The 21047-nt window shown below is 71.6% G+C and carries 24 protein-coding genes, 1 tRNA gene and 1 pseudogene; 12 read left to right on the top strand and 14 right to left on the bottom strand.

What is annotated here, in order from left to right:
- Window positions 1-948, top strand: coding sequence for a DUF4344 domain-containing metallopeptidase (locus G545_RS0110815; RefSeq protein ID WP_052106619.1), 948 nt, complete (start codon window positions 1-3; stop codon window positions 946-948).
- Window positions 949-954: 6 nt separating this feature from the next.
- On the opposite strand, the gene G545_RS0110810 is transcribed toward G545_RS0110815, so the two are convergent.
- On the bottom strand, window positions 955-3180 hold the full coding sequence (locus G545_RS0110810; RefSeq protein ID WP_027070396.1) for an NADP-dependent isocitrate dehydrogenase: 2226 nt from the start codon (window positions 3178-3180) through the stop codon (window positions 955-957).
- 108 nt (window positions 3181-3288) lie between these two features.
- Here G545_RS0110810 and G545_RS0110805 point away from each other — a divergent pair, with 108 nt between their 5' ends.
- From G545_RS0110805 to G545_RS0110795, 3 genes are read left to right on the top strand one after another with little or no spacing between them, the layout of a single operon-like run.
- Window positions 3289-3582 carry a hypothetical protein gene (locus G545_RS0110805; RefSeq protein WP_027070395.1) on the top strand — a complete coding sequence of 98 codons (294 nt, stop codon included), beginning with the start codon at window positions 3289-3291 and terminating at the stop codon, window positions 3580-3582.
- A gap of 2 nt (window positions 3583-3584) precedes the next feature.
- A complete protein-coding gene (locus G545_RS0110800) occupies window positions 3585-3923 on the top strand; it encodes a tRNA-binding protein (protein WP_027070394.1) in 339 nt (112 codons plus the stop codon).
- A gap of 55 nt (window positions 3924-3978) precedes the next feature.
- Window positions 3979-4395, top strand: a complete 417-nt coding sequence (locus tag G545_RS0110795) for a hypothetical protein (RefSeq protein ID WP_027070393.1) — start codon at window positions 3979-3981, stop codon at window positions 4393-4395.
- A gap of 19 nt (window positions 4396-4414) precedes the next feature.
- Here the strand turns inward: G545_RS0110795 and G545_RS0110790 are convergent, their stop codons facing one another.
- The 12 genes from G545_RS0110790 to G545_RS0110735 form a co-directional block, all read right to left on the bottom strand.
- The gene (locus G545_RS0110790; protein ID WP_027070392.1) at window positions 4415-4729 is read right to left on the bottom strand and encodes a DMT family transporter; all 315 of its coding nucleotides are present in this window, start codon (window positions 4727-4729) and stop codon (window positions 4415-4417) included.
- 80 nt (window positions 4730-4809) lie between these two features.
- Window positions 4810-6120, bottom strand: coding sequence for a M20 family metallopeptidase (locus tag G545_RS0110785; RefSeq protein WP_027070391.1), 1311 nt, complete (start codon window positions 6118-6120; stop codon window positions 4810-4812).
- Between the two features lie 53 nt (window positions 6121-6173).
- Complete coding sequence (locus G545_RS0110780) at window positions 6174-6566, bottom strand: YkgJ family cysteine cluster protein (protein WP_027070390.1); 393 nt, start codon at window positions 6564-6566, stop codon at window positions 6174-6176.
- 23 nt (window positions 6567-6589) lie between these two features.
- Entirely contained in the window at window positions 6590-7318 is a 729-nt protein-coding gene (locus G545_RS0110775; protein WP_027070389.1) for a UPF0149 family protein, read from the bottom strand.
- A 48-nt stretch (window positions 7319-7366) separates the two neighbouring features.
- Entirely contained in the window at window positions 7367-8461 is a 1095-nt protein-coding gene (locus tag G545_RS0110770; protein WP_231553178.1) for a porin, read from the bottom strand.
- Window positions 8462-8542: 81 nt separating this feature from the next.
- Entirely contained in the window at window positions 8543-9052 is a 510-nt protein-coding gene (locus G545_RS0110765; protein ID WP_027070387.1) for a hypothetical protein, read from the bottom strand.
- A 31-nt stretch (window positions 9053-9083) separates the two neighbouring features.
- The gene (locus G545_RS0110760; RefSeq protein WP_027070386.1) at window positions 9084-9410 is read right to left on the bottom strand and encodes a LysM peptidoglycan-binding domain-containing protein; all 327 of its coding nucleotides are present in this window, start codon (window positions 9408-9410) and stop codon (window positions 9084-9086) included.
- A gap of 79 nt (window positions 9411-9489) precedes the next feature.
- Window positions 9490-10299: an NADPH-dependent 7-cyano-7-deazaguanine reductase QueF gene (gene queF, locus G545_RS0110755; protein ID WP_027070385.1), complete on the bottom strand. Its 810-nt coding sequence runs from the start codon at window positions 10297-10299 to the stop codon at window positions 9490-9492.
- Between the two features lie 31 nt (window positions 10300-10330).
- The gene (gene zapE / locus G545_RS0110750) at window positions 10331-11440 is read right to left on the bottom strand and encodes a cell division protein ZapE (RefSeq protein ID WP_027070384.1); all 1110 of its coding nucleotides are present in this window, start codon (window positions 11438-11440) and stop codon (window positions 10331-10333) included.
- Window positions 11433-12140, bottom strand: coding sequence for an alpha/beta hydrolase (locus G545_RS0110745; RefSeq protein ID WP_027070383.1), 708 nt, complete (start codon window positions 12138-12140; stop codon window positions 11433-11435). Before G545_RS0110745 ends, zapE begins: the two co-directional genes overlap by 8 nt.
- Before the next feature lie 114 nt (window positions 12141-12254).
- Window positions 12255-12770, bottom strand: coding sequence for a c-type cytochrome (locus tag G545_RS0110740; protein ID WP_027070382.1), 516 nt, complete (start codon window positions 12768-12770; stop codon window positions 12255-12257).
- 19 nt (window positions 12771-12789) lie between these two features.
- Window positions 12790-12866: transfer RNA gene (locus G545_RS0110735), tRNA-Arg, on the bottom strand.
- Between the two features lie 107 nt (window positions 12867-12973).
- On the opposite strand from G545_RS0110735, the gene ubiA reads away from it, so the two are divergent.
- Window positions 12974-13870 (top strand): 4-hydroxybenzoate octaprenyltransferase, encoded by an 897-nt coding sequence (gene ubiA, locus G545_RS0110730; RefSeq protein ID WP_027070381.1) that lies wholly within the window; start codon window positions 12974-12976, stop codon window positions 13868-13870.
- A 15-nt stretch (window positions 13871-13885) separates the two neighbouring features.
- Here the strand turns inward: ubiA and G545_RS0110725 are convergent, their stop codons facing one another.
- On the bottom strand, window positions 13886-14638 hold the full coding sequence (locus G545_RS0110725; RefSeq protein ID WP_154656578.1) for a ComF family protein: 753 nt from the start codon (window positions 14636-14638) through the stop codon (window positions 13886-13888).
- 49 nt (window positions 14639-14687) lie between these two features.
- Between G545_RS0110725 and bioB the strand changes: the two are divergent.
- The 7 genes and pseudogenes from bioB to G545_RS14460 form a co-directional block, all read left to right on the top strand.
- Window positions 14688-15668: pseudogene (bioB, locus tag G545_RS14465) on the top strand (biotin synthase BioB); the annotation flags it as partial.
- A gap of 7 nt (window positions 15669-15675) precedes the next feature.
- A complete protein-coding gene (locus tag G545_RS0110715) occupies window positions 15676-16887 on the top strand; it encodes an aminotransferase class I/II-fold pyridoxal phosphate-dependent enzyme (RefSeq protein ID WP_027070379.1) in 1212 nt (403 codons plus the stop codon).
- Window positions 16887-17657 (top strand): pimeloyl-ACP methyl ester esterase BioH, encoded by a 771-nt coding sequence (gene bioH / locus G545_RS0110710; protein WP_027070378.1) that lies wholly within the window; start codon window positions 16887-16889, stop codon window positions 17655-17657. The genes G545_RS0110715 and bioH overlap by 1 nt, the downstream gene beginning before the upstream one ends.
- 16 nt (window positions 17658-17673) lie before the next feature.
- Window positions 17674-18582 (top strand): methyltransferase domain-containing protein, encoded by a 909-nt coding sequence (locus G545_RS0110705; protein WP_027070377.1) that lies wholly within the window; start codon window positions 17674-17676, stop codon window positions 18580-18582.
- Window positions 18583-18588: 6 nt separating this feature from the next.
- A complete protein-coding gene (locus G545_RS0110700; RefSeq protein WP_052106911.1) occupies window positions 18589-19587 on the top strand; it encodes a multidrug resistance efflux transporter family protein in 999 nt (332 codons plus the stop codon).
- Window positions 19588-19652: 65 nt separating this feature from the next.
- Window positions 19653-20282, top strand: a complete 630-nt coding sequence (locus G545_RS0110695) for a hypothetical protein (RefSeq protein WP_027070375.1) — start codon at window positions 19653-19655, stop codon at window positions 20280-20282.
- A gap of 87 nt (window positions 20283-20369) precedes the next feature.
- A complete protein-coding gene (locus tag G545_RS14460; protein WP_052106896.1) occupies window positions 20370-20888 on the top strand; it encodes a hypothetical protein in 519 nt (172 codons plus the stop codon).
- Window positions 20889-21047: the final 159 nt, after the last annotated feature.

Here is a 21047-nt window from a genome sequence, read left to right as displayed (position 1 = left end):
ATGGGGATCCGTCCGCGAACCACGCGATTTGGACCGGCCGCCGGCTGGCGGGTGGCCGGTCTGTTCCTGCTGGCACCCCTCGTGGCGGCGGGAGCGCCCTCCATTGCGGCGGACAGCGGGCCGGGCGTTGGGGCGGGCGGCTTCCGCTACGCCTACCTCGAGCCGCGCTCCGACGCGCTGCTGGAGGTGCACGAACGGGTGGAGTCGCTCGACCTGCTGCGCCGGATCCCCGAGCTGCGCTGGCTCGATGGTGTCCTGGCACTGCCGCAGCCGCTGACCTTCCTCGCCGCCGAGTGCGGCCAGGCCGACGCGTTCTACGATCCCGGCCGCGCGCACGTGGTGCTGTGCTACGAGATGCTGCACGTGCTCTACGCACAGGGGGCGGAGCGCGCCCGCGTGCTCGGCATCAGCGGCGTGGACGCGGTGGAGGAGGCGGAGGACTACGTCTGGGCCAACCTGCGCTTCATCGCATCGCACGAGACCGGCCATGCGTTGATCGACCTGCTGGACCTTCCGGTGACCGGGCGCCAGGAAGACGCCGTCGACCAGTTCGCGACCACGCTGATGCAGTACATCGGCGAGGAGGGCGAGTCGCGCCGGCAGGCCGCGGAGAGCCTGCGGATGGCGGCGCACTGGTTCCTCACCCGGGCGGGCGAGGAGGTGCAGGGACTGTCCCTGGACACCTACGCTGACACCCATTCGCTGGGCCTGCAGCGCTACTTCAACCTGCAGTGCCTGCTGTACGGCTCGGACCCCGAGCGGTTCGCCTCCATCGTCGCCGATGGCGACCTGCCCGAGTCCAGGGCGGTGTACTGCCCCCGGGAAGCCCGGCGGGCCCAGGAAGCCTGGGTCCGCCTGCTGATGCCGCACTTCAGTCCGGCGCGGCCGGAACTGCGCGGGGAAGCCGAGCGGTGGCTGCAGCAACGCCGCCACCGCCCTGCCCCCTGAGCGGGATTACAGCGCGGCGAGCGCCTCGTTGAGCGTCCGCGAGGGGCGCATCGCCTCCGCAACCTTCTGCAGGTCGGGCTGGTAGTAGCCGCCGATGTCGGCGGGCTTGCCCTGCACGGCGATCAGCTCTTCCACGATCTTCTGCTCGTTCTCCGCCAGCGCGGCCGCGAGCGGGGCGAACCTGGCCTTCAGTTCCGCGTCGGTGTCCTGCGAGGCGAGTGCCTGGGCCCAGTACATGGCCAGGTAGAAGTGGCTGCCGCGGTTGTCGATGCCGCCAAGCCGGCGGGTCGGCGAGCGGTTCTCGTCGAGGAAGCGCGCGTTGGCCTGGTCCAGGGCGTCGGCCAGCACCTTGGCCTTTGCGTTGCCGGTCGCCTGCGCCAGGTGGTCGAGCGAGGCGCCCAGCGCCAGGAACTCGCCCAGCGAATCCCAGCGCAGGTAGTTCTCGGCCTGGAACTGCTGCACGTGCTTGGGCGCGCTGCCGCCGGCGCCGGTTTCGAACAGCCCGCCGCCGGCCATCAGCGGCACCACCGACAGCATCTTCGCCGAGGTGCCCAGCTCCAGGATCGGGAACAGGTCGGTCAGGTAGTCGCGCAGCACGTTGCCGGTGACGGAGATGGTGTCCTCGCCGCGGCGGATGCGCTCCAGCGAGAACGCCATGGCCTCGGCGGGCGACATGATCCGGATGTCCAGCCCGTCGGTGTCGTGGTCCTTGAGGTAGGCCTCGACCTTTTCGATCAGCTGGGCGTCGTGCGCGCGCTGCGGGTCCAGCCAGAACACCGCCGGGGTCCCGCTCAGGCGCGCGCGCTCGACCGCCAGCCGCACCCAGTCGCGCACCGGCGCGTCCTTGGTCTGGCACATGCGGAACAGGTCGCCGGCCTGCAACGGCTGCTGCAGCAGCACGCGGCCGGCTTCGTCCACCACCTGGATGGTGCCGTCGCGCGGGGCGCGGAAGGTCTTGTCGTGGCTGCCGTACTCCTCGGCCTTCTGCGCCATCAGGCCGACGTTGGGCACGCTGCCCATGGTGGCCGGGTCGAAGGCGCCGTTGGCCTTGCAGTCCTCGATCACCGCCTGGTAGATCCCGGCATAGCTGCGGTCGGGGATGATCGCCTTCGCGTCCTGCAGCTCACCCTTCGGGTTCCACATGCGGCCGCCGTCGCGGATCATCGCCGGCATCGAGGCGTCGACAATCACGTCGCTCGGCACGTGGAGGTTGGTGATGCCCTTGTCGGAGTTGACCATCGCCAGCGCGGGGCGCTCGGCGTACAGCGCGTCGATGTCGGCGCGGATGTTGTCGGCCAGTTCGCCGGGCAGCTGGTCCAGGCGTGCGTACAGGTCGCCGATGCCGTTGTTGGCGTCGAACCCGGCCTCCATCAGCTCGCGGTCGTACTTCGCCAGCACCGGCGCGTAGAAGCGGTTGACCGCCACGCCGAAGATGATCGGGTCGGAGACCTTCATCATCGTCGCCTTCAGGTGCAGCGAGAACAGCACATCCTTGGCCTTGGCATCGTCGATCTGGTCGTCGATGAACTGCGCCAGGCGGCGGGTGTCCATCACCGCCGCGTCGATCACCTCGCCTTCGATCAGAGCCGTCTTGTCCTTCAGCACCGTGGTCACCCCGTCGGTGCCGATCAGTTCGATCCGCACGTTGCCCGCGTGCTCGACGGTGACGGACTTCTCGCTGCCGTAGAAGTCGCCGCCGTCCATGTGCGCGACGTGGGCGTTGCTGCCGGCGGTCCACTCCGCCATGCGGTGCGGGTGCTTGCGTGCGTACTGCTTCACCGAGGCCGGAGCGCGGCGGTCGGAGTTGCCCTCGCGCAGCACCGGGTTCACCGCGCTGCCCTTGACCCGGTCATAGCGCGCCTTGGCGTCGCGCTGGGCGTCGTCCTTCGGCTCGTCCGGGTAGTCGGGGATCGGGTAGCCCTTGCCCTGCAGCTCCCGGATCGCGGCCTTCAGCTGCGGCACCGAGGCGGAGATGTTGGGCAGCTTGATGATGTTGGCTTCCGGCGTCTTCGCCAGTTCGCCCAGCTCGGCCAGGTCATCCGGGACCCGCCTGTCGTCGGAGAGGAGCTCCGGGAACTGCGCCAGGATGCGGCCGGCCAGGGAGATGTCGCGGGTCTCGACCTCGACCCCTGCGGTCTCCACGAAGGCCTCCACGATCGGCAGCAGTGACTGCGTGGCCAGGAACGGGGCTTCGTCGGTGAGGGTGTAGATGATCCTGGGGGTGTTCGACATGGAGCCTCCGGTGGGGGAGCGCGCCGGCGACGGCTGCGCGGGAAGGTGGGTTGGCCATTGTCGCGCCCGGGGCGCGGTTGGGCAAAAGACCGGTAGGATGCCGAAGTCATGGACAAACCCGCATCACACAGCACGGCCGCCAGGGTCTTCTTCTGGCTGGCGGTCATCCTCGCCGGCCTCAACCTGTTCCGGTTCTTCTTCTCGGGTTGGGCGCTGGACGACCTGTTCGCCGGAGCCGGCTTCGTGCTGATCGCCTACGGCGCGACCCGCAATGGCTTTGGCCGGCCGGTCGACGCGGATGGCGAGCCGCTTCCGGTGGATCCGCGGGCGCGAATCGCGACGCTCGCCGGCATGGCGCTGGTGGTGGTCGGCCTGGTGCTGGAAGCCGGCGCCCGGGGTTGAACATGCAGGAAATCGGCTGGGAAGACTTCAGCAAGGTCGAGCTGCGCGTCGGCCGGATCAGCCGCGCCGAGCCGTTTCCCCAGGCCCGCAAGCCTGCGTACATCCTGCACGTCGACTTCGGACCCGACATCGGCGTGCGCAAATCCAGCGCGCAGGTCACGGCCCTCTACTCGGCGGAGGAGCTGGTCGGACGGCAGGTGGTGGGGGTCGTGAATTTCCCGCGGAAGCAGATCGGTCCGCTGATGTCGGAATGCCTGGTCACCGGCTTCGACGACGGGGAAGGAAGGGTGGCCTTGTGCGTGCCCGATCGCGAGGTTCCGCTGGGCACCAGGCTGCTGTAGGCGGAGCCCGCCGGAACGGCGCTACATTGGCGCTTCCTGTCCAGAGGGCGGCGGCATGAACGGGCTTGGTCGGAAGATCCTCGCGGTAGTGGCCGGCCTCGTCGCCGGCAGCCTCGTCAACATGGCGGTGCTCGGCATCGGGGGCCAGGTCATCGCGCCGCCGGCGGGCAGCGACACCAGCACCACGGAGGGGCTCGCGGCCTCGATGCACCTGTTCGGTGCCCGGCACTTCGTCTTCCCGTTCCTGGCGCACCTTGTGGGCACGTTGGCCGGTGCCTGGCTCGGGACGCGCCTGTACCCGGGCCGGCGCGCGCTGCCGGCGGTGCTGGTCGGAGCGTTCTTCCTTGCCGGCGGGATCGCCGCCTCGGTGATGCTGCCCGCCCCGGCGTGGTTCATCGCCGCCGACCTGGTGCTGGCCTACGGACCGGCCGCCTGGCTCGGCTGGCGCCTGGCGCAGGTGCGGGGGCGCTAGGGTCGCGCACCTGCGGCGCTCAGGACGACAGCTTCATCAACACCAGCCCGGACACGATCAGCACCGCGGCGGCCACCCGCATCGGCGTGAGCGGTTCGCCGAGCATGGCAGCGCCGACCACGAACGCGCCCACTGCGCCGATGCCGGTCCACACCGTGTAGGCCGTGCCCAGCGGCAGCGTGCGCATCGACCAGGCCAGCAGCACGAAGCTCACGATCATCGCGACGATCGTCACCACGGTCGGGCCGAGCTTGGTGAACCCGGCCGACTGCTTCATCGAGAACGCCCAGACCACTTCGAACAGTCCGGCGATGAAAAGGGAAATCCAGGCCATGCGGCCCTCCTCGTGTTGGGGCCGGGCCGTCCCGGTCGTGCTTCCCGTCGCGGGGGAGGTCGTCCTCCTGGCGCGGGATCCTAGTGCCCTTCGAGGTAATCCAGCGTGACCTGCAGCATCGCCCGCAGCCCCACGTCGAGCGAGGCCTCGTCGAGCAGGAACTCGGGCGAGTGGTTGCTGGGGGCGGTGGCCGGGTCGATGCCCTCGGACGTCGCACCCACGAAGAAGAACATCGACGGCACCTCGCGCGCGTAATAGGCGAAGTCCTCCGCGCCCATCTGCAGCGGCGGCTCGATGACGTTTTCCACCCCCGCGGCCGCGCGCAGGCTCGGCAGCATGCGTGCAGTCAGGTCCGGGTCGTTGACCGTCACCGGGTTGCCCGTCCCCGCCGGGATCTCGGTGGTGACGGTGGCGCCGTGGGCGGCGGCGACGTGGCGGGCGACGTTGTCCAGGTCGGCGTGGATCTTCGAGCGCATGCCCTCGTCGAAGGTGCGGATGGTGCCGGCCATCTCCACCTGGTCGGGGATGATGTTGTAGCGGATGCCGCCGTGGAACTCGCCGAAGCTGACCACCGCCGGCTGGTGGGCCAGGTCGCTGCGGCGGCTGACCACGGTCTGCGCGCTGCCGACCAGGTCGGCAGCGGCGACGATCGGGTCCACCCCGCCCCAGGGGCGCGAGCCGTGGGTCTGGCGCCCCTGCACGGTGATGGTGAAGCGGTCGGACGCCGCCATCAGCGGTCCGCCGCGCACCGCGATGGTGCCGACCGGTAGCGAGGAGAACACGTGCAGGCCGAACATCGCCTCCGGCCTGAAGTCGGCGAACAGGCCCTCCTCCAGCATCAATGAGGCGCCGCCCTCCTCGCCCGGGGGCGCGCCCTCCTCGGCGGGCTGGAACACCAGCATCACCTCGCCCGGCAGCTCGTCGCGCATCGCCACCAGCGCGTCGGCGACGCCGAGCAGGATCGCGGTGTGCGCGTCATGCCCGCAGGCGTGCATCACGCCGGTCTCCTGGCCGTTGAAGGTGGTGGTCACCTCGGAAGCGAAGGGCAGGCCGGTGCGCTCGGTTACCGGCAGCGCGTCCATGTCGGCGCGCAGTGCGACGCGCGGGCCCGGACGGCCGCCCTTGATGATCGCGACCACGCCGTGGTGTGCGATGCCGGTGCGGGGTTCCAGGCCCAGCGCGCGCAGGTGTTCGGCCACCTTCGCCGAGGTCTCCACCTCGCGGTTGGAAAGCTCGGGGAACTGGTGGAAGTGGCGGCGTAGCGCGACCACCTCCTCGCGAAGGCGCTCGGCGGCGGCGCCGACCTCGGGACGTCCGGATGCGTCCTGTGCGGTCGCGGCAACGGGCGTGAGCAGGCTGGCGAGCAGGACGGGCAGGAGCAGCTGGCGCATGGTCGGGTTCCCCGGGGCGGTCCGCCGATCCTAGCGCCCCGGTCCTGACGGCGTCAGGCGCTGCGCGGCAGCGGCGACCAGCCAGGCCCGTGCGGATCGTTCCAGGTCTCCGGCGTCAGCGCCGGCAGCCCGTGGGCGGCGCGGGCGCGATCGCATTGCGGGCTCGGCTCCCCGTTTTCCCACGCCGGCTGCAGCTCGCGGCAGGGCGAGGGGCGCAGCTCATAGATGCCACAGTTTGCCGCGACGCCAACCTCGCCCTGCAGCGACACGCAGCGCGGCGCGTGGCCACCGCGGGTGCCACGCATCGCCACCCGGTGAGGATCGAGCTTCTCGGTCAGCGACGCCGGTGTGGCCCCGCCCATGAACGGCTCGGTCTCGGACCAGTGGAAGGCGACGCGGAAGTGGGCGCAGCAGGCGCCGCAGGACAGGCAAGGGTGTTCGGGCATGGCGCGGCGTTCGCGGGTCGCGTTCAGTCAGCCCCGCAGCACTTCTTGTACTTCTTTCCGCTGCCGCAGGTGCACGGGTCGTTACGGCCCGGTGCCTCCTCGCGGCGCACCGGCTCGCGCGGCGTCATCGCCTGCACGCGGTGGTGGTTGAGGTCGGCGAGGATGTCCGGCAGCCCGGCGATGATCTCCAGCCGGTCCCTGTAGGCCAGCGGCGTGCCGTCGGCCGTTGGATCCTCGGCCATCACCTCGCCGCTGGCGAGCCGGTCGAGCAGTTCGAAGGCGTGGTCGATCCAGTCGTGGTCATCCAGCCACTGCTCCCACTCCATCTCGCGCAGCTCGACGGCGGTGAAGAAGCCCAGCGCCCAGTCGCGGCCGACGTCGAGCTCGTCCAGGTTCTCCTCCGCCTCGGCTTCCTCGTCGGTGGGCAGCCACAGCAAGGGCGCGAGGTGGTCGGGCAGGCTGTCGCCGTCGTGGCGGACCCGGGCCGTCGCCATCGAGTGGTGGGCCTGCAGCAGGCGCTCGATCGACGCGCGCTCTTCGGCATCGTCCCAGCGGGGCGGCGTGCCCCAGACGGCGGGTTCCCACTCCTCCATCGGCATCGGCTCACCCGGGCTTACCGCCAGTGCCGACAGGTATCCGTCCAGCGCCTCCAGGTTGAAGCCGCGGTGCGGCACCGCGCGCTGGTCGAGCAGGTCGGCGAGACGCTCGATGGCGGCATCGTCCAGGTGGGTCTGGGGGGTCTGGGCAGCCATGGGACGCTCCTGGCCTGGCGGGGGCTCCATGGTACGTGGCCCTCGTGGTCAGAAGTAGAAGCCGACGTTGAGGTTCAGCCGCGAATGCCAGCCGGCGTTGGCCTCGTCGACGATGCCGATGCCCGGACCCCCGGCGAACCACATGTTGCGGCCGGCGATCCAGTCCAGGTAGGCCACCATCGGTCCGCGGGAAAAGCTGCAGCCGGTGACGTTCTGGATCGAGTCCGCCAGCCTGGTCCCGTGCACGCGGGTGCTGCTGGCATCGTTGTAACAGGTGATCGAGTCGAACCAGCCGGCCGGCTCGAAGGTCCAGGCGACGTTGCCGGTGAAGACGTCCGCCTCGGCCGCGACCTCGAACGGCGCACCGAACGCGGACAGCGCGATCCGGTTGCCCGGCACGTCGTAGCGGTAGCGGATCCACTGTGCCTGCAGTTCCAGCGGCCCGCGGGTGGCCATCGCGTGCAGCGCGCCGGCGTGGTGGTCGAAGTGCCGGCCGTCGGGTCGTCGCTCGATCCGCCCCAGGGAGGCCGAGGCGCCCAGGTCGAGCGTCCACTCGCCGTGGTCCAGCGTCCTTCCGATGCGCCCGACCACGCGCTCGCGCTCCCGGTAGGGGTGCGCCTCGACCGTGGCCACGTCGAAGGAGTAGCGCTCGTGCCTGCGCCCGGTCCCATACTCGTCGGACACGAACACCGCCAGGTCATGGCGCCATCCGTCCCGTTCGCGCTTCCAGGCGACGCCCAGGTCGTAGTCGTCCTCCAGCCCGAGGTAGTAGCCCGACCCGAACCAGAAGCTGTGCGACGCGACCGGAAGCAGGCCGAACGGCACCTGCTGCACTCCTGCGCGGATCCGCTGCGAATCGTCCGGCTCCCAGCCAACCCAGGCGTGCTGCAGGGTGTCGAACCCGTCGTACCAGCGGTGCTGCAGCGAACAGGTGATCCGCCCGGCCCCGCAGGACAGGTCCACCCGCACCAACTCGAGCTCCACGTCGGTGTCGGGGCCGAAGTCCGTCCATCCGTAACTGAAGCGCACCGCCCCGCCCACATCGAGGAACGGCTCCCGCGCGGCGGGCTCCGCCTGCGCCATCGCCGGCGCGGCCGCCGTGGCGAACGACACGGCCAGCAGCACGGCAGTCATTGTCTGCATGCGGAGGAACATGTGGCCGGAAAAAAGAGGGCGCGGACCCACCCGCGCCCAGCTTGCCCGCTCAGGGCGGGAGAGAGAGGGTTACTGCACGGTGAAGCTGGTCGAATCGGCGCGCACGCCGTCGACCATCACCTCCACCGTGTAGGTTCCGGCAGGCCAGGCACTGGCGTTGTCGAAGGTGATGTTGGTGGTCTCCTGGCCGGTGGTGTTGAGCGCCTGGCGCTCCTCGCCAGCGACCTGGCCGTCCTGGTAGATCAGCCTGGCGCCGATCTCCACGTTGCTGGCGGCGCCGTCGGTCTGCACTGACACCACGACCGGATCGTCGGCACCGAAGGTGGTGGTCGGGTTGGCGATCGAGCGGTCGGCACCGGCCTCGGTGCCCAGGGTCACCGAGGTGACGTTGACTGCGGTTTCCGGGGCGGTGGTTGCCGGCGGCGGCATGGTCCCCGCCGGTGCCGGCGTGGTCGCCGGGGCGGCCGGTGCCTGGGACAGCTCGCCCGCGTCGGTGCGCTCCGCCTCGCGGTTGCAGCCGGCCAGAGCGACGGCGACCACGGCTGCGGCCAGGGCGAGGTGCATGGGCTTGTACGTCATCGGAGGCTCCTGGTGGAAACGGTGGGCGCGTTCAGCGCTCCGGGCTGATCTGGGGGATCCTGAGCACCTGCCCCGGCTGGATCCGGTCCGGGTCGTCGAGCTGGTCGCGGTTGGCCTCGAAGATCTCGTGCCAGCCGCTGGCCTTGCCGTAGAACCGCTGGGCGATGTGGGACAGGGTGTCGCCGCGCTCCACCACGTAGGTCTGGGTCGCGGGATCACCCACCTGCCCGGCGGTGCTGTCGGTGCTGCTGCGCACGCCGGAGAAATCGGCCTTTCCTTCCGCGGCAGGTGCGGCACTGCTGTCCACAGTCGATGCAACGCCCGAAAAGTCGGGCCTGCGGTCGCGGTTGCCGGTCATCCGTTCCTCCTGCCATGGCGGCTTCGGCACACCATGGCAGCGCGATTGTTAAGAACGGATCGTGCCGCGGTGAAACCGGCTACTGGCGCAGGTCGCGGCCCGCCGCGGGTGGCGGGACACCCGGGCTCGCGCGCCACGGGTTGATGTCCAGGCCGCCGCGCCGGGTGTAGCGCGCCTCCACGGACAGCCACTCGGGAGCGGCGACACGCACCAGGTCGAGGAAGATCCGCTCCACGCACTGCTCGTGGAACTCGCAGTGGTCGCGGAAGGACACCAGGTAGCGCAGCAGTGCTTCCCGGTCGAGCCGAGGCCCGCGATAGGAGATGGAAACGCGTGCCCAGTCCGGCTGGCCGGTGACCGGGCAGTTCGACTTGAGCAGGTTGCTGGTCAGGGTCTCCTCGACCACGCTTGCCGCGTCCGCGGAGAGCAGGGTCGCATCGGGAGGACCGTAGCGGTCGATCGCCACGTCCAGGCCGTCGATGCAGGTGCCCCCGGCAGTGTCATCGAAGCCCGGCAACCCGAACGTCACCGTGACCGGAGCCCCGGCGCAGGTGGACAGGTCGGCGGCGATGCGCGCGCGCACGTCCTCCGGATCCGCGAAGCGGCTGGCGTTGAAGGAGTTCAGGTACAGCTTCAGCGACTTGGACTCGACCAGGCGCGGCGACGTGGCCGGCACGGTCAGCGTCGCGGTAGCCACCACCGGCTTGCCGCGCAGGTCCAGCCAGCCCAGTTCGTAGGCATGCCAGCGATCGTGGCCATGGAACGGCAGGGCGGCCCCGGCCAGCCCGATTTCGTCGCGGCCGTTCGCGCGCGGGATCGGGAACAGCAGGCTGGCGTCGTATTCGCGCGGGTACTCGACCTGGCGGCCGAGGGGGAGATCGCTGGACATGCGCGCATTATCCCGCACGATGCGTGTCGACTCAGCCGCGGTGTTCGCGCGCCAGGTACTCGGCCGACTGCATCTCGATCAGCCGCGAGGCGGTGCGCTCGAACGCGGCGGTGAGGCGGTGCCCCTGGTACAGCCCGGGCGGCTCGGCGGCGGCGGTGCAGACCAGGTTGACCTGGCGGTCGTAGAGCTCGTCCACCAGGTGCACGAAGCGCCGCGCCGGGTCGTCATTGCGCCCGTCGAAGAGCGGGACGCCGCCGACCAGCACCGTGTGGTTCTCGGTCGCGATCTCGATGTAGTCGCTGGCCGCGCGCGGGCCCTCGCACAGGGCGGCGAAGTCGAACCAGGCGTGGCCGGCCGCAAGCGCGCGCGCCGGGATCGACCGCCCTTCCACCTCGAGCTGCCCCGGGGTCGCCGGCTTGCCTTCGGTGATGTCCTGCCAGCGCCCATGCAGCCAGTCGTCGGAGCCGGCGTCCAGCGGCGCCCGGTACACCGGAGAGCGGGTCAGCGCACGCAGCCGGTAATCGGTGTCGCTGTCCATGTAGAGCACCTTGCAGTGCTTCTCGATCTGGGCGATCGCCGGCAGGAAGCGCTCGCGCTGCAGGCCGTGCTTGAACAGCCCGGACGGCTCGATGTTGGACGTGGTGACCAGGGCCACGCCCTCGGCGAACAGCCGCTCGGTCAGCCGCCCCAGCAGCATGGCGTCGCCAATGTCGTCGACGAAGAACTCATCGAGCACCAGCACCCGCAGGTCCTGCCGCCAGCGCGCGGCGATGCGCTTGAGCGGGTCGGATTCGCCGGCGTGCTCACGCAATTGGGCGTGCACCTCGCGCATGAAGCGGTGGAAGTGCGTGCGGCGCTTGCCCACGCCCTCCTCGAGCGGCAGGCCCTCGTGGAACAGGTCGATCAGGAAGGTCTTCCCGCGGCCGACCCCGCCCCACAGGTACAGGCCCTTCGGCGCCGGCCGCGGGCGGCCGCGCAGGCGGTCGAGCAGGCCGCGCGGGTCGGGCTCGAGCAGCGCGGCGTGCAGCCGGTCCAGCTCGGCCAGCGGCGGGTGTTGTGCGGGATCGTCGTTCCAGTCACCGCGTGCAACCCCGCGGGCGTAGCGCTGGCTCGGCAGGGCCGCACCAGCGGCTTCAGCCATCGGCGCCTTCCACCGGGGGCGGCAGCCATGGACGGACGCCGTTCTTCACCGCGCCGCGCAGGTCGACCAGCTTGCGGTGGAAGAAGTGGCTGCTGTCAGGGATGCGGACCAGCTCCGGACGCTGCGGCAGCCGGTCGACCCAGTCATAGACCTTCTGCGGGTCGACGATCTCGTCGGCCTCGCCCTGGATCACCAGCCACGGCCCGTCGAAGGGCGTGATGTCCTCGAAGCCGTAGCTGGAGCGCCCGGCGGGGGGGGCGATCATGATCAGGGCGCCGGGCTTCACGTCGGCGGCGACCTTGTAGGCCATGCCGGAGCCGAAGCTGAAACCGGCCAGCCACAGCTCCGCCCCAGGGCGCTGCTCGCGGACCCAGGCGCAGACCGCGCGCACGTCGTCGGCCTCGCCGTTGCCCTCGTCCCAGCTGCCCTCCGACCCGCCGACGCCGCGGAAGTTGAAGCGCACCGTGGTGGCGCCGCTCTGCTGCAGCGCGCGGGCGGTCATGGTGACCACCTTGTTGTGCATCGTGCCGCCCTCGGTGGGCAGCGGATGGCACACCACCGCGACCAGCTCGCGGCGCGGGCAGTCGGTGTCGTGGCCCTCGACCACCGCCTCGATGGCACCGGCCGGACCCCGCAGGGTGACGGGAACGGCCTTGCCCTCGTCGAGCGCGGACCGGGAGGGGAACTCGGGATTGCTCATGGGCCACATGATACCGGCGGGCCTCCGCGGCTCCCATCACCCCGCGGCCACCGGCGCCGGAAACGACGACGCCGCCCGGAGGCGGCGTCGTGGAGAGCGGGCGAGGCGGGGCGCCTACTCGAGGTTGTCGAGCATCCAGTCCACGGCGGCGACCACCTGCTCGTCGGTCAGGGCCGGGTTGCCACCCTTGGGCGGCATGATGCCGCTGTTGCCGGTGAAGCCCTCGATCGCGTGGGTGTGCAGAGTTTCCACGCCCTGGGCGATGCGGCTGGTCCAGTCGGCACGGCTCAGGGTCGGCGCGCCGCCGACACCGCTGCTATGGCAGCTGCCGCACAGGTTGTTGAAGATCACCGAGCCGTCCAGGGTGCCGTCATAGGCGACGTTGGCACTGGCCGCGGCGGCCGCGGCGGCCGCGGCGGCGGCCTGGGCCGCGGCGCCGGTGCTGCCTGCGTAGACGGCGCCGACGGGGGCGATGCGCGCCTCGACGGCCCGGGTGACGGACTCGGGCACCTCGACCGGCTGGGACTTGTGGATCCACCACGCGCCCACCAGCAGCCCCAGCGTCAGCAGCGCCAGCAAGCCGATCATCAGCGAGAACTTCTTGAGGAATTCCAGGTCGTAGTTGCGCACGATCCACCCTTGGCAGAGATGGCGCGCCTGGAGGGATTCGAACCCCCGACCAATGGCTTCGGAAGCCACTACTCTATCCGGCTGAGCTACAGGCGCGCTGTCCGGTGCGGCCCGGGGCCGCGCGGAGGGGCATTCTACCGGCAAATCCGCGCGCGCTGCACGCATTCGCTGCCGGCCCCGGAACGCTGCTCCATAATTGCGCCATGAGTTCCCCCGCTCCGCACCTGCCGGCCCGTCCGGCATGGAAGTCGCGCCTGGACGCGTACTGGCGCCTGACCCGCAACGACCGCCCGATCGGCTGGCTGCTGCTGCTGTGGCCGACGTGGTGGGCGCTGTGGATCGCGGCCAGCGGCGTACCGCCGTTGTGGACGCTGTTCGTGTTCACCGTCGGGGTCTGGCTGACCCGCTCCGCGGGCTGCGTCATCAACGACTACGCCGACCGCTGGCTGGATCCGCACGTGGAGCGCACCCGGGACCGTCCGCTGGCGACCGGCGAGGTGTCCGGCCGCGAGGCGCTGGCGCTGTTCGCGGTGTTGATGCTGGCGGCGTTCGCGCTGGTGCTGACGATGAACCGGCTGACCATCGCGCTCAGCTTCGTCGGCCTGTTCCTGGCGGCCACGTATCCCTACCTCAAGCGCTACACCCACCTGCCGCAGGTGTACCTGGGGATGTCCTTCGGCTGGGCGATCCCGATGGGCTTTGCCGCGGTCCAGGGCGAGGTGCCGGCGGTGGGCTGGCTGCTGTACGTGGCCAACATCATCTGGTCGACCGCCTACGACACCTGGTACGCGATGGTCGACCGCGAGGACGACCTGAAGGTCGGCGGCAAGTCCACCGCGATCCTGTTCGGCGAGCTCGACCTGCACATCCAGGGCGTGCTGTACGTGCTGGTGTTCCTGGCCCTGGCGCTGGTGGGGCAGCGGGCCGGGCTCGGCGCTCCCTATTACGCCGGGCTGGCCGTGGCGGTGGTGCTGGTCGCCTGGGAGTTCTGGATCTGCCGCCGGCGCGGGCGGGGGCCGTGCTTCCGGGCCTTCCTGCACAACCACTGGGTGGGGCTGGCGATCTTCGCGGGCATCGCCGCCGACTACGCGCTGCGCTGAAGCCGGGCGCCGGCCTCACAGCGCCCGCCCGCAGACCCAGGCGTCCACCCGCGCCGCCCCGGCGTCGAGCAGCGCCTCTGCCGCGGCGTGCAGGGTGGCGCCGGTGGTCATGACGTCGTCGACCAGGGCGATGTGCGCGGGCAGGGGCTCGGTGCCGGGCACCACGAAGGCATCGACCAGGTTCTCCCGGCGCGTCGCTGCGTCCAGGGTGGACTGCGGTTGCGTGTGGCGCTGGCGCACCAGCAGGTCCGGGCGCAGCGCGATGTCCAGTGCGCCGGCGAGCGGCCGTGCCAGTTCGAGCGCCTGGTCGTAGCCGCGGCGCCGCAGCCGCGCGCGATGCAGGGGGACCGGCACCAGGGCGTCCGGCCGCGGCACCCCGCTGAACGCCCGCGCCATCAGCTGCGACAGCAGCCGCCCGGCGGCCAGGTCGCCATGAAACTTGAAGCGCGGCAGCAGCCGGTCCAGAGGCGCGTCGTACAGGCAGGCGGCACGGGTGGCGGCGAGCGGTGGCGGGTCGAGCATGCAGGCGGCGCAGGTGTCGTCGCCCGTCGGTATCCGGAGCGGCAGGGCGCAGCGGATGCACGAAGGAGGCTGCCACGGCAGTGCCGCCAGGCAGTCCGCACACAGGTCCAGGCCATCCACTCCGGGCTCGCCGCAGGCCAGGCAAACGGAGGGAAACAGCAGCCGGGTGGCATCGTTGCGCAGCCAGAACCCGATCCGTTCGCGGATCCCGTAGGCGGGGCCTGCTTGGTTGACAGTGTCCGGCATGCTTCCGAGACTGCCGGTTCGGCCACGTGGCCGCTGTCGGAAAACCTCGATGAACGCCGTCCTACAACCACTCGTCGAGGTGCCGCTGCGCCATGATTGGGAGCGCGACGAAATCCTCGCGTTGATGGGGTTGCCGCTGCCCGAGCTGCTGTTCCGGGCCGCCGCCGTGCATCGGGAACACTTCGATCCCGCCCAGATACAGGTCAGCACCCTTCTTTCGGTGAAGACCGGTGGCTGCCCGGAGGATTGCGGCTACTGCCCGCAGGCGCAGCGCTACCACACCGGGGTGGATGCCTCGAAGCTCATGGACACCGGAGAGGTGCTCGAGCGTGCCCGCGCCGCCAAGGCGGCCGGCGCTACCCGTTTCTGCATGGGCGCCGCGTGGCGTTCGCCCAAGGACCGCGACATCCCCAAGGTCGCGGCGATGGTCGCCGGGGTGAAGGCGCTGGGGCTCGAGACCTGCGCCACGCTGGGCATGCTCGGGGCCGACCAGGCCCGCACGCTCAGGGACGCGGGGCTCGACTACTACAACCACAACCTCGACACCGCGCCGGAGTTCTACGGCCAGGTGATCGGCACCCGCGCATACCAGGACCGGCTGGATACCCTCGGGCATGTCCGGGACGCGGGGTTGAAGACCTGCTGCGGCGGCATCGTGGGCATGGGCGAGACCCGGCTGCAGCGCGCCGGGTTGCTGCAGGGGCTGGCCAACCTGCCGGCGCATCCGGAGTCGGTGCCGATCAACCTCTTGGTCGCGGTGCCCGGTACTCCACTGGCTGACGATCCGGAGCGGAGCGAACTGGATCCGTTCGAATTCGTCCGTACCGTCGCGACCGCACGACTGCTGATGCCGCGCTCGATGCTGCGGCTCTCCGCGGGACGGGAAACCATGGGTGACGAGTTGCAGGCGCTGTGCTTCCTGGCGGGCGCGAACTCGATCTTCTTCGGGGAGCAGCTGCTGACGACGCCCAATCCGGCGACGTCACGGGACGTGGCGCTGTTCGAGCGCCTCGGGCTGCAGGCGATGCAGGCCTGACATGTCGCGCCCGGGCTGGCGGCAGCGCATTGAGGCGGCCCGGCTGGTACGGGAAGCCACCTCGCGCAGGCGCGTCCGACGGCTGGTCGAGCGCCGCCGGGGCATGCGCTTCTTCGTCGACGGCCGCGAGCTGCTCAACTTCTCCAGCAACGATTACCTAGGACTGTCCCAGCACTTCACCGTTGCGTCCGCGCTGCAGGACGGCGCCGCCCGGGAAGGGGCCGGCGCGACCGCCCCGCACCTGGAATGCGGCCACCACGCCGCGCACCAGGCGCTGGAGCGGGAGGTCGCCGATTGGCTGCAGGTCCCGGCCGCGCTGCTGCTGGGGAGCGGCTACCTGGCCAACCTGGCGGTGCTGCAGTCGCTGCTGGGCGAGGGCGACGCCTGCGTGCAGGACCGGCTCAACCACGCCAGCCTGGTCGATGGCGCGCGGCTGGCGGGCTGCAAGCTGCGGCGCTACCCGCATGCCGACGCCGAGGGCGCGCTGCGCCAGCTGCGGGCGCACACCGGCGGCATGGCGGTGGTGGCGACCGACGGGCTGTTCGGCATGGACGGCGACCTCGCCCCGCTGCGCCAGCTCGCGGTGGTGGCGCGGGTGCAGGGCGCGCTGCTGTACGTGGACGATGCCCACGGCGTCGGCGTGGTGGGTCCGGAAGGACGGGGCAGCGTCGCCGCCGCCGGGCTGGACCATGTCGCCGTGCCGCTGCAGCTGGTCAGCCTGGGCAAGGCGCTGGGCGGCTATGGCGCGGTGCTGGCGGGGGACACCGCCCTGGTCGAGCACCTTGCCGAGACGGCACGGCCTTACGTCCACAGCACCGCACTGCCGCCGGCGCTTGCCCACGCCAGCCTGGTCGCGGTGCGTCAGGCGCGGTCGCAGGAGTGGCGGCGCGAACGCCTGCAGGGGCTGATCGCGACCTTCCGCGCCCTGGCCGGGACGGCCGGGCTGGACCTGCTGCCTTCCGATTCGCCGATCCAGGCGGTGCTCGTCGGTGCGGACCACGCCGCGTTGGCGATGTCGGCGGACCTGGAGGACGCCGGTTATTGGGTCGGGGTCGTCCGCGCGGCACCGGGGCAGGCGCGCCTGCGCGTGGGCCTGAGCGCGCTGCATACCCCGGCGGAAGTGGTCGGCCTGGTCGAGGCGATGGCCAGGGCCCGCGACCGGGTGGCCGCCGCATCCCCCTCCCCCGACCCCACGATTCCCGAGCCGGCCTGATGCGCGTCGAGACCCGCGGGCAGGGGCCGGCGCTGGTGCTGGTCCACGGCTGGGCCATGCACTCCGGGCTGTTCGGCCCGCTCGCCGCCCGCCTGGAAGACCGCTACACGCTGCACCTGGTCGACCTGCCCGGCCATGGCCACGCACGCACCAGCACCGCCGCGCTGGAGCCGGCGGCCCTTGCCGGCGAACTGGTCGGCCAGTTCCCCGGCGCCGCCTGGCTGGGATGGTCGCTGGGTGGCCTGCTTGCGCTGCATGCCGCGCTCGGCCACCCGGAGCGCGTGCGCGGCGTCGTGATGGTCGCCTCCTCGCCGCGCTTCGTCCTGGGGACCGACTGGCCGCACGGGGTGGGGGCGAGCCTGTTCCGCGAGTTCGGCGAGGCCCTGGGGCGGGACTTCCGCGGCACGCTGGAAGGCTTCCTTGCGCTGGAGGCGCTCGGCTCGGAAGACGCGCAACGGGAACTGCGGCAGCTGCGTGCCCAGGCCTTCGAGCGCGGGGAGCCGGACCCCCGCATCCTGCAGGAAGGACTGCGCCTGCTGGACTCGGTCGACCTGCGCGACGACCTTGCGCAGCTGCGAGTGCCGAGCCTGTGGCTCTCCGGGCGCCGCGACCGGCTGGTCCCGCAGGGGGCGATGCCCGCCGCGGCGGCGCTGGCACCCGGGGCACGCGCTGTGCAGATCGACCAGGCCGGTCATGCCCCGTTCCTGGGCGCCCCGGACCAGGTCGCCGATGCAGTCGACGGCTTCCTCCGGACACTCCCCTCGCCGTAGCGGCGACAATGGCGCCATGGCCGAACTCTTCGACACCCGCCAGGTCCGCCGCGCCTTCGATCGCGCCGCTGGCAGCTACGCCGACGCGGACGCGCTGCACCGCGAGGTCGGCAGCCGCCTGGCCGAGTCGCTGGACTACCTCGATGATCCTGCGCTCGCCCGCGATCCACCGGAGCTGGTCGTGGACGTCGGCAGCGGGCCGGGCCACCAGGCCGCGGCCCTGCAGGCGCGCTGGCCGAAGGCACGGGTGGTCGCGGTCGACTCCGCCGGCGGGATGCTGGAGAAGGTGCGGGGCCAGGGCGGCCGCAAGCTGAATCCCTTTGCGAGGCGGCCGGAGCCGGTGCGCGCCGACGCCCGCGCGCTGCCGCTGGCGGACCGCAGCGTCGACGTGCTGTTCTCGAACCTGTGCCTGCAGTGGGTCGATGACCTGCCGGCGGTGCTGGCCGGATTCCGGCGCGTGCTCAAGCCGGCCGGGATGCTGCTGGTCTCGACCTTCGGCCACGACACGCTCGTTGAGCTGCGCTCCGCCTTCGCTGCCGCCGACGATGCCCCGCACGTCAGCCCGTTCGTGCAGATCGGCCAGTTCGGCGATGCGCTGATCGAGGCCGGGTTCAAGGACCCGGTGCTCGACCGCGACCTGTTCCACGCCGCCGAGCCGGACATGGCCGCGGTGATGGGCAGGCTGCGCCAGCTGGGCGCGACCAATGCACTGTCCACGCGCCGGCGGACCCTCACCGGGCGCGGCAGGTTCGAGCGGGCCGCCGCGGCCTACGAGGCGATGCGTACCGGGGACGGCATGCTGCCGGTCACCTGCGAGGTGATCTACGCCCAGGCCTGGGGGCCGCCGCCGGGGGCCCCGATCCGCGTGGCCGGCGTCGACGAGGTGCAGGTCCCGTTGTCGGCGATCCGCGTCCGGCGCCGCTGAGCCACCGTGGACCGCCGCACCACCGCGCTGCTGGCCGTGGGCCTGGCCCTCGCCTCGGCGCTGTTCTTCACCTCCAGCTACGTCCTCAACCGGGCGGCGGCGAACGTCGGCGGCCACTGGGCGTGGACCGCCAGCCTGCGCTACCTCATCACCCTGCCGCTGATGCTGCCGCTGGTGCACTGGCAGGGCGGCATGGGGCCGGTCTGGCAGGCGATCCGCGCCCGCCCCGGTGCCTGGCTCGGCTGGAGCACGGTGGGATTCGTCGTCTTCTACATGGGCCTGAGCTACGCCGCCTCCAGCGGGCCGTCGTGGCTGGTCGCGGGCACGTTCCAGCTCACCGTGGTGGCCGGCACGCTGTGCGCGCCGCTGCTGTACGACGACGAGCGGCGCCGGATCCCGTGGCAGGCGCTGGTGGTCGGGCTGGTGATCGTGGCCGGCGTGTTGCTGATGCAGGCCGGCCATGGCGGCGGCATCGACCGCGCCGGCTGGGTCGCGCTGGTGGTGGTGGCGATCGCCGCGTTCGCCTATCCGCTCGGCAACCGCGGGCTGCTGCTGCACCTGGAGCGCAACGCCGGCCGGGTCCCGGAGCTCAACGCCACCCAGCGCGTGTTCGGCCTCACCCTGGCCAGCCAGCCGGCCTGGATCGTGCTGGCGCTGTACGCCGGCGCCGTGTCCGGACCGCCCCCGGTCGAACAGGTCTGGATGACCGCCGGGGTCGCCGTGGGCGCGGGCATCATCGCCACGGTGCTGTTCTTCCAGGCCACGGGGATGGTGCGCGACAAGCCGGTGCCGCTGGCGGCCGCGGAGGCGATGCAGGGGTCGGAGATCCTGTTCGCGACCGTCATCGGGGTGCTCTGGCTGGGCGAGGCGTGGCCGAGCGGCCGCTCGTTGCTGGGCGCGGGGCTGGTGATCGGCGGGATCGTGGTCTTCAGCTGGATCGCCGCGCGCAGCGCCACCGCCGACGAACGCGAGGCGAAGGCGCTGCGCAGCGCCCGCGGCCGTTGACCGGGGCGCGGCATTCAGGCGGGTGCCGCTACAGTCGGGCCGAGTACCGCAACCGCGTGCCGCCCATGCGCAACCCCGTGCTTGCCTGTCTGGTGCTGTCGACCGCGCTGGCGCTGCCTGCCGCGAAGGCGCAGCAGGCCCCCGACCTGTCGTGGCTGGCCGTGGATCCGACCCTCCTGGTGGCCGGGGGCGAGGACCTCGTCCGCCGTGCGCCGCCGGAGGCGATCGACGCGGTGCTGCAGGCGATCACCGCCAGTGCCCGTGATCCCGCGGAGGCCGCAGCGGTGTGCACGCTCTTCGATCCGGGCGCCGATCGCGGGCTGGACGGCCTCAACGACGCCGCAGGCCGCCTCCCGCCACGCAGCCGCGATCGCCTGGTCACGGCGGCGGCCGGGATGATGCTGGGAGCGCTGCAGGCACCGCCGCAGCCGTGGGACGAAGGCGCCGCGCGGCAGGCGCTCAAGCAGGCCGGGGTGCGCGCCGCGCTCACCCGGGACGGGTTCATGGCGGGCTTGCAGGGCCCGGACCACCAGGCGCGCTGCCGGTCGGTCGGGACGCTGCTGGAGGTGCTGGCCGCGCGGCCGCTGGAGGAGCGGGTCGGCGTCGCCCGCCTGTTGATGTTCGAGGGACTGGCGCAGCTGCAGGCGCAGGTCGCGGCCGATCCGCCGGGGCGGGCCGGCGCGGCGGGTTCCTGAACGCTTTACGTCGCCCCGCAGGCCGCGGTCAACGCGCGGTGAAGCTGTACGTTTGAAATGTATTGGCGCCAGAACCCGGAGACACCCATGTTCCGCAAACTCCTGCTCCCCCTGTTGGCGGTGGTCCTGCTCGGCGGGTGCGTGAGCACCGGCTACGGCTACCGCGACTCCCCGCGTGGCGACTACTACCACGGCTATCCGTCGACGGACTACCGGGTCTACGGCGACTACCGCTATGGCCGCGGCTACGGGTACTGGCCGTACGCCGGCTATCGTGGCTGGTACGGCCCGCGCTACTACCGAGGTGGCTACTACGGGTATCCGGGATACCGTCCGCCGATCGTGGTGCGCCCGCGCCCGGACCAGGGGCACGACCGCCCGCGCAACGACCGCGACCGCGCGCCCTGGCGCGACCTCGAGCGGATCCGCAGGGAGCAGACCCCGACGGTCGAGCGTCGTCCGTTGTCGACGGCGCCACGCCCCGCTGCGCGCCCGCCTGCGTCCGCGCCGCGGCCGCCCGCCAACCGCGGCAGCAATGATCGTGGTTCGCGGATGGGGCGTGCGATCCGCCAGGCCCGTGACAACGGCGCACGGCAGGTCGAATGAAGGGCGACTCCGGTCACGCTTCGCGGGCGGCGGGGTGACGCGATCGCGGTTGGGTATTGACAGGATGCGTCCAAATGCGACGTAATCGGGTTGCCGCTTCGATGTCGGCGCCCGACGAGGAATCACGGATCCCCCCTGTTCCGGCCTCGTCCGGCGCCG

It is taken from the genome of Lysobacter defluvii IMMIB APB-9 = DSM 18482 (assembly GCF_000423325.1).
Lineage (GTDB): Bacteria > Pseudomonadota > Gammaproteobacteria > Xanthomonadales > Xanthomonadaceae > Novilysobacter > Novilysobacter defluvii.
The sequence above is the reverse complement of the archived record's forward strand: the minus strand, read 5'-3'. Positions and strand labels throughout refer to the sequence as shown.

What these genes read in the sequence shown, in the direction of transcription:
- G545_RS0110815 (WP_052106619.1), top strand. Translation starts at nt 1, where the DNA reads ATGGGGATCCGTCCGCGAACCACGCGATTTGGACCGGCCGCCGGCTGG.
- G545_RS0110770 (WP_231553178.1), bottom strand. Translation starts at nt 8,461, where the DNA reads ATGCAGACAATGACTGCCGTGCTGCTGGCCGTGTCGTTCGCCACGGCG.
- G545_RS0110705 (WP_027070377.1), top strand. Translation starts at nt 17,674, where the DNA reads ATGGCCGAACTCTTCGACACCCGCCAGGTCCGCCGCGCCTTCGATCGC.
- zapE (WP_027070384.1), bottom strand. Translation starts at nt 11,440, where the DNA reads ATGGCTGAAGCCGCTGGTGCGGCCCTGCCGAGCCAGCGCTACGCCCGC.
- G545_RS0110790 (WP_027070392.1), bottom strand. Translation starts at nt 4,729, where the DNA reads ATGGCCTGGATTTCCCTTTTCATCGCCGGACTGTTCGAAGTGGTCTGG.
- ubiA (WP_027070381.1), top strand. Translation starts at nt 12,974, where the DNA reads ATGAGTTCCCCCGCTCCGCACCTGCCGGCCCGTCCGGCATGGAAGTCG.
- G545_RS0110800 (WP_027070394.1), top strand. Translation starts at nt 3,585, where the DNA reads ATGCAGGAAATCGGCTGGGAAGACTTCAGCAAGGTCGAGCTGCGCGTC.
- G545_RS0110715 (WP_027070379.1), top strand. Translation starts at nt 15,676, where the DNA reads ATGTCGCGCCCGGGCTGGCGGCAGCGCATTGAGGCGGCCCGGCTGGTA.
- G545_RS0110745 (WP_027070383.1), bottom strand. Translation starts at nt 12,140, where the DNA reads ATGAGCAATCCCGAGTTCCCCTCCCGGTCCGCGCTCGACGAGGGCAAG.
- G545_RS14460 (WP_052106896.1), top strand. Translation starts at nt 20,370, where the DNA reads ATGTTCCGCAAACTCCTGCTCCCCCTGTTGGCGGTGGTCCTGCTCGGC.
- queF (WP_027070385.1), bottom strand. Translation starts at nt 10,299, where the DNA reads ATGTCCAGCGATCTCCCCCTCGGCCGCCAGGTCGAGTACCCGCGCGAA.
- G545_RS0110785 (WP_027070391.1), bottom strand. Translation starts at nt 6,120, where the DNA reads ATGCGCCAGCTGCTCCTGCCCGTCCTGCTCGCCAGCCTGCTCACGCCC.
- G545_RS0110795 (WP_027070393.1), top strand. Translation starts at nt 3,979, where the DNA reads ATGAACGGGCTTGGTCGGAAGATCCTCGCGGTAGTGGCCGGCCTCGTC.
- G545_RS0110695 (WP_027070375.1), top strand. Translation starts at nt 19,653, where the DNA reads ATGCGCAACCCCGTGCTTGCCTGTCTGGTGCTGTCGACCGCGCTGGCG.
- G545_RS0110780 (WP_027070390.1), bottom strand. Translation starts at nt 6,566, where the DNA reads ATGCCCGAACACCCTTGCCTGTCCTGCGGCGCCTGCTGCGCCCACTTC.
- G545_RS0110760 (WP_027070386.1), bottom strand. Translation starts at nt 9,410, where the DNA reads ATGACCGGCAACCGCGACCGCAGGCCCGACTTTTCGGGCGTTGCATCG.
- G545_RS0110765 (WP_027070387.1), bottom strand. Translation starts at nt 9,052, where the DNA reads ATGACGTACAAGCCCATGCACCTCGCCCTGGCCGCAGCCGTGGTCGCC.
- G545_RS0110810 (WP_027070396.1), bottom strand. Translation starts at nt 3,180, where the DNA reads ATGTCGAACACCCCCAGGATCATCTACACCCTCACCGACGAAGCCCCG.
- G545_RS0110775 (WP_027070389.1), bottom strand. Translation starts at nt 7,318, where the DNA reads ATGGCTGCCCAGACCCCCCAGACCCACCTGGACGATGCCGCCATCGAG.
- G545_RS0110725 (WP_154656578.1), bottom strand. Translation starts at nt 14,638, where the DNA reads ATGCCGGACACTGTCAACCAAGCAGGCCCCGCCTACGGGATCCGCGAA.
- bioH (WP_027070378.1), top strand. Translation starts at nt 16,887, where the DNA reads ATGCGCGTCGAGACCCGCGGGCAGGGGCCGGCGCTGGTGCTGGTCCAC.
- G545_RS0110805 (WP_027070395.1), top strand. Translation starts at nt 3,289, where the DNA reads ATGGACAAACCCGCATCACACAGCACGGCCGCCAGGGTCTTCTTCTGG.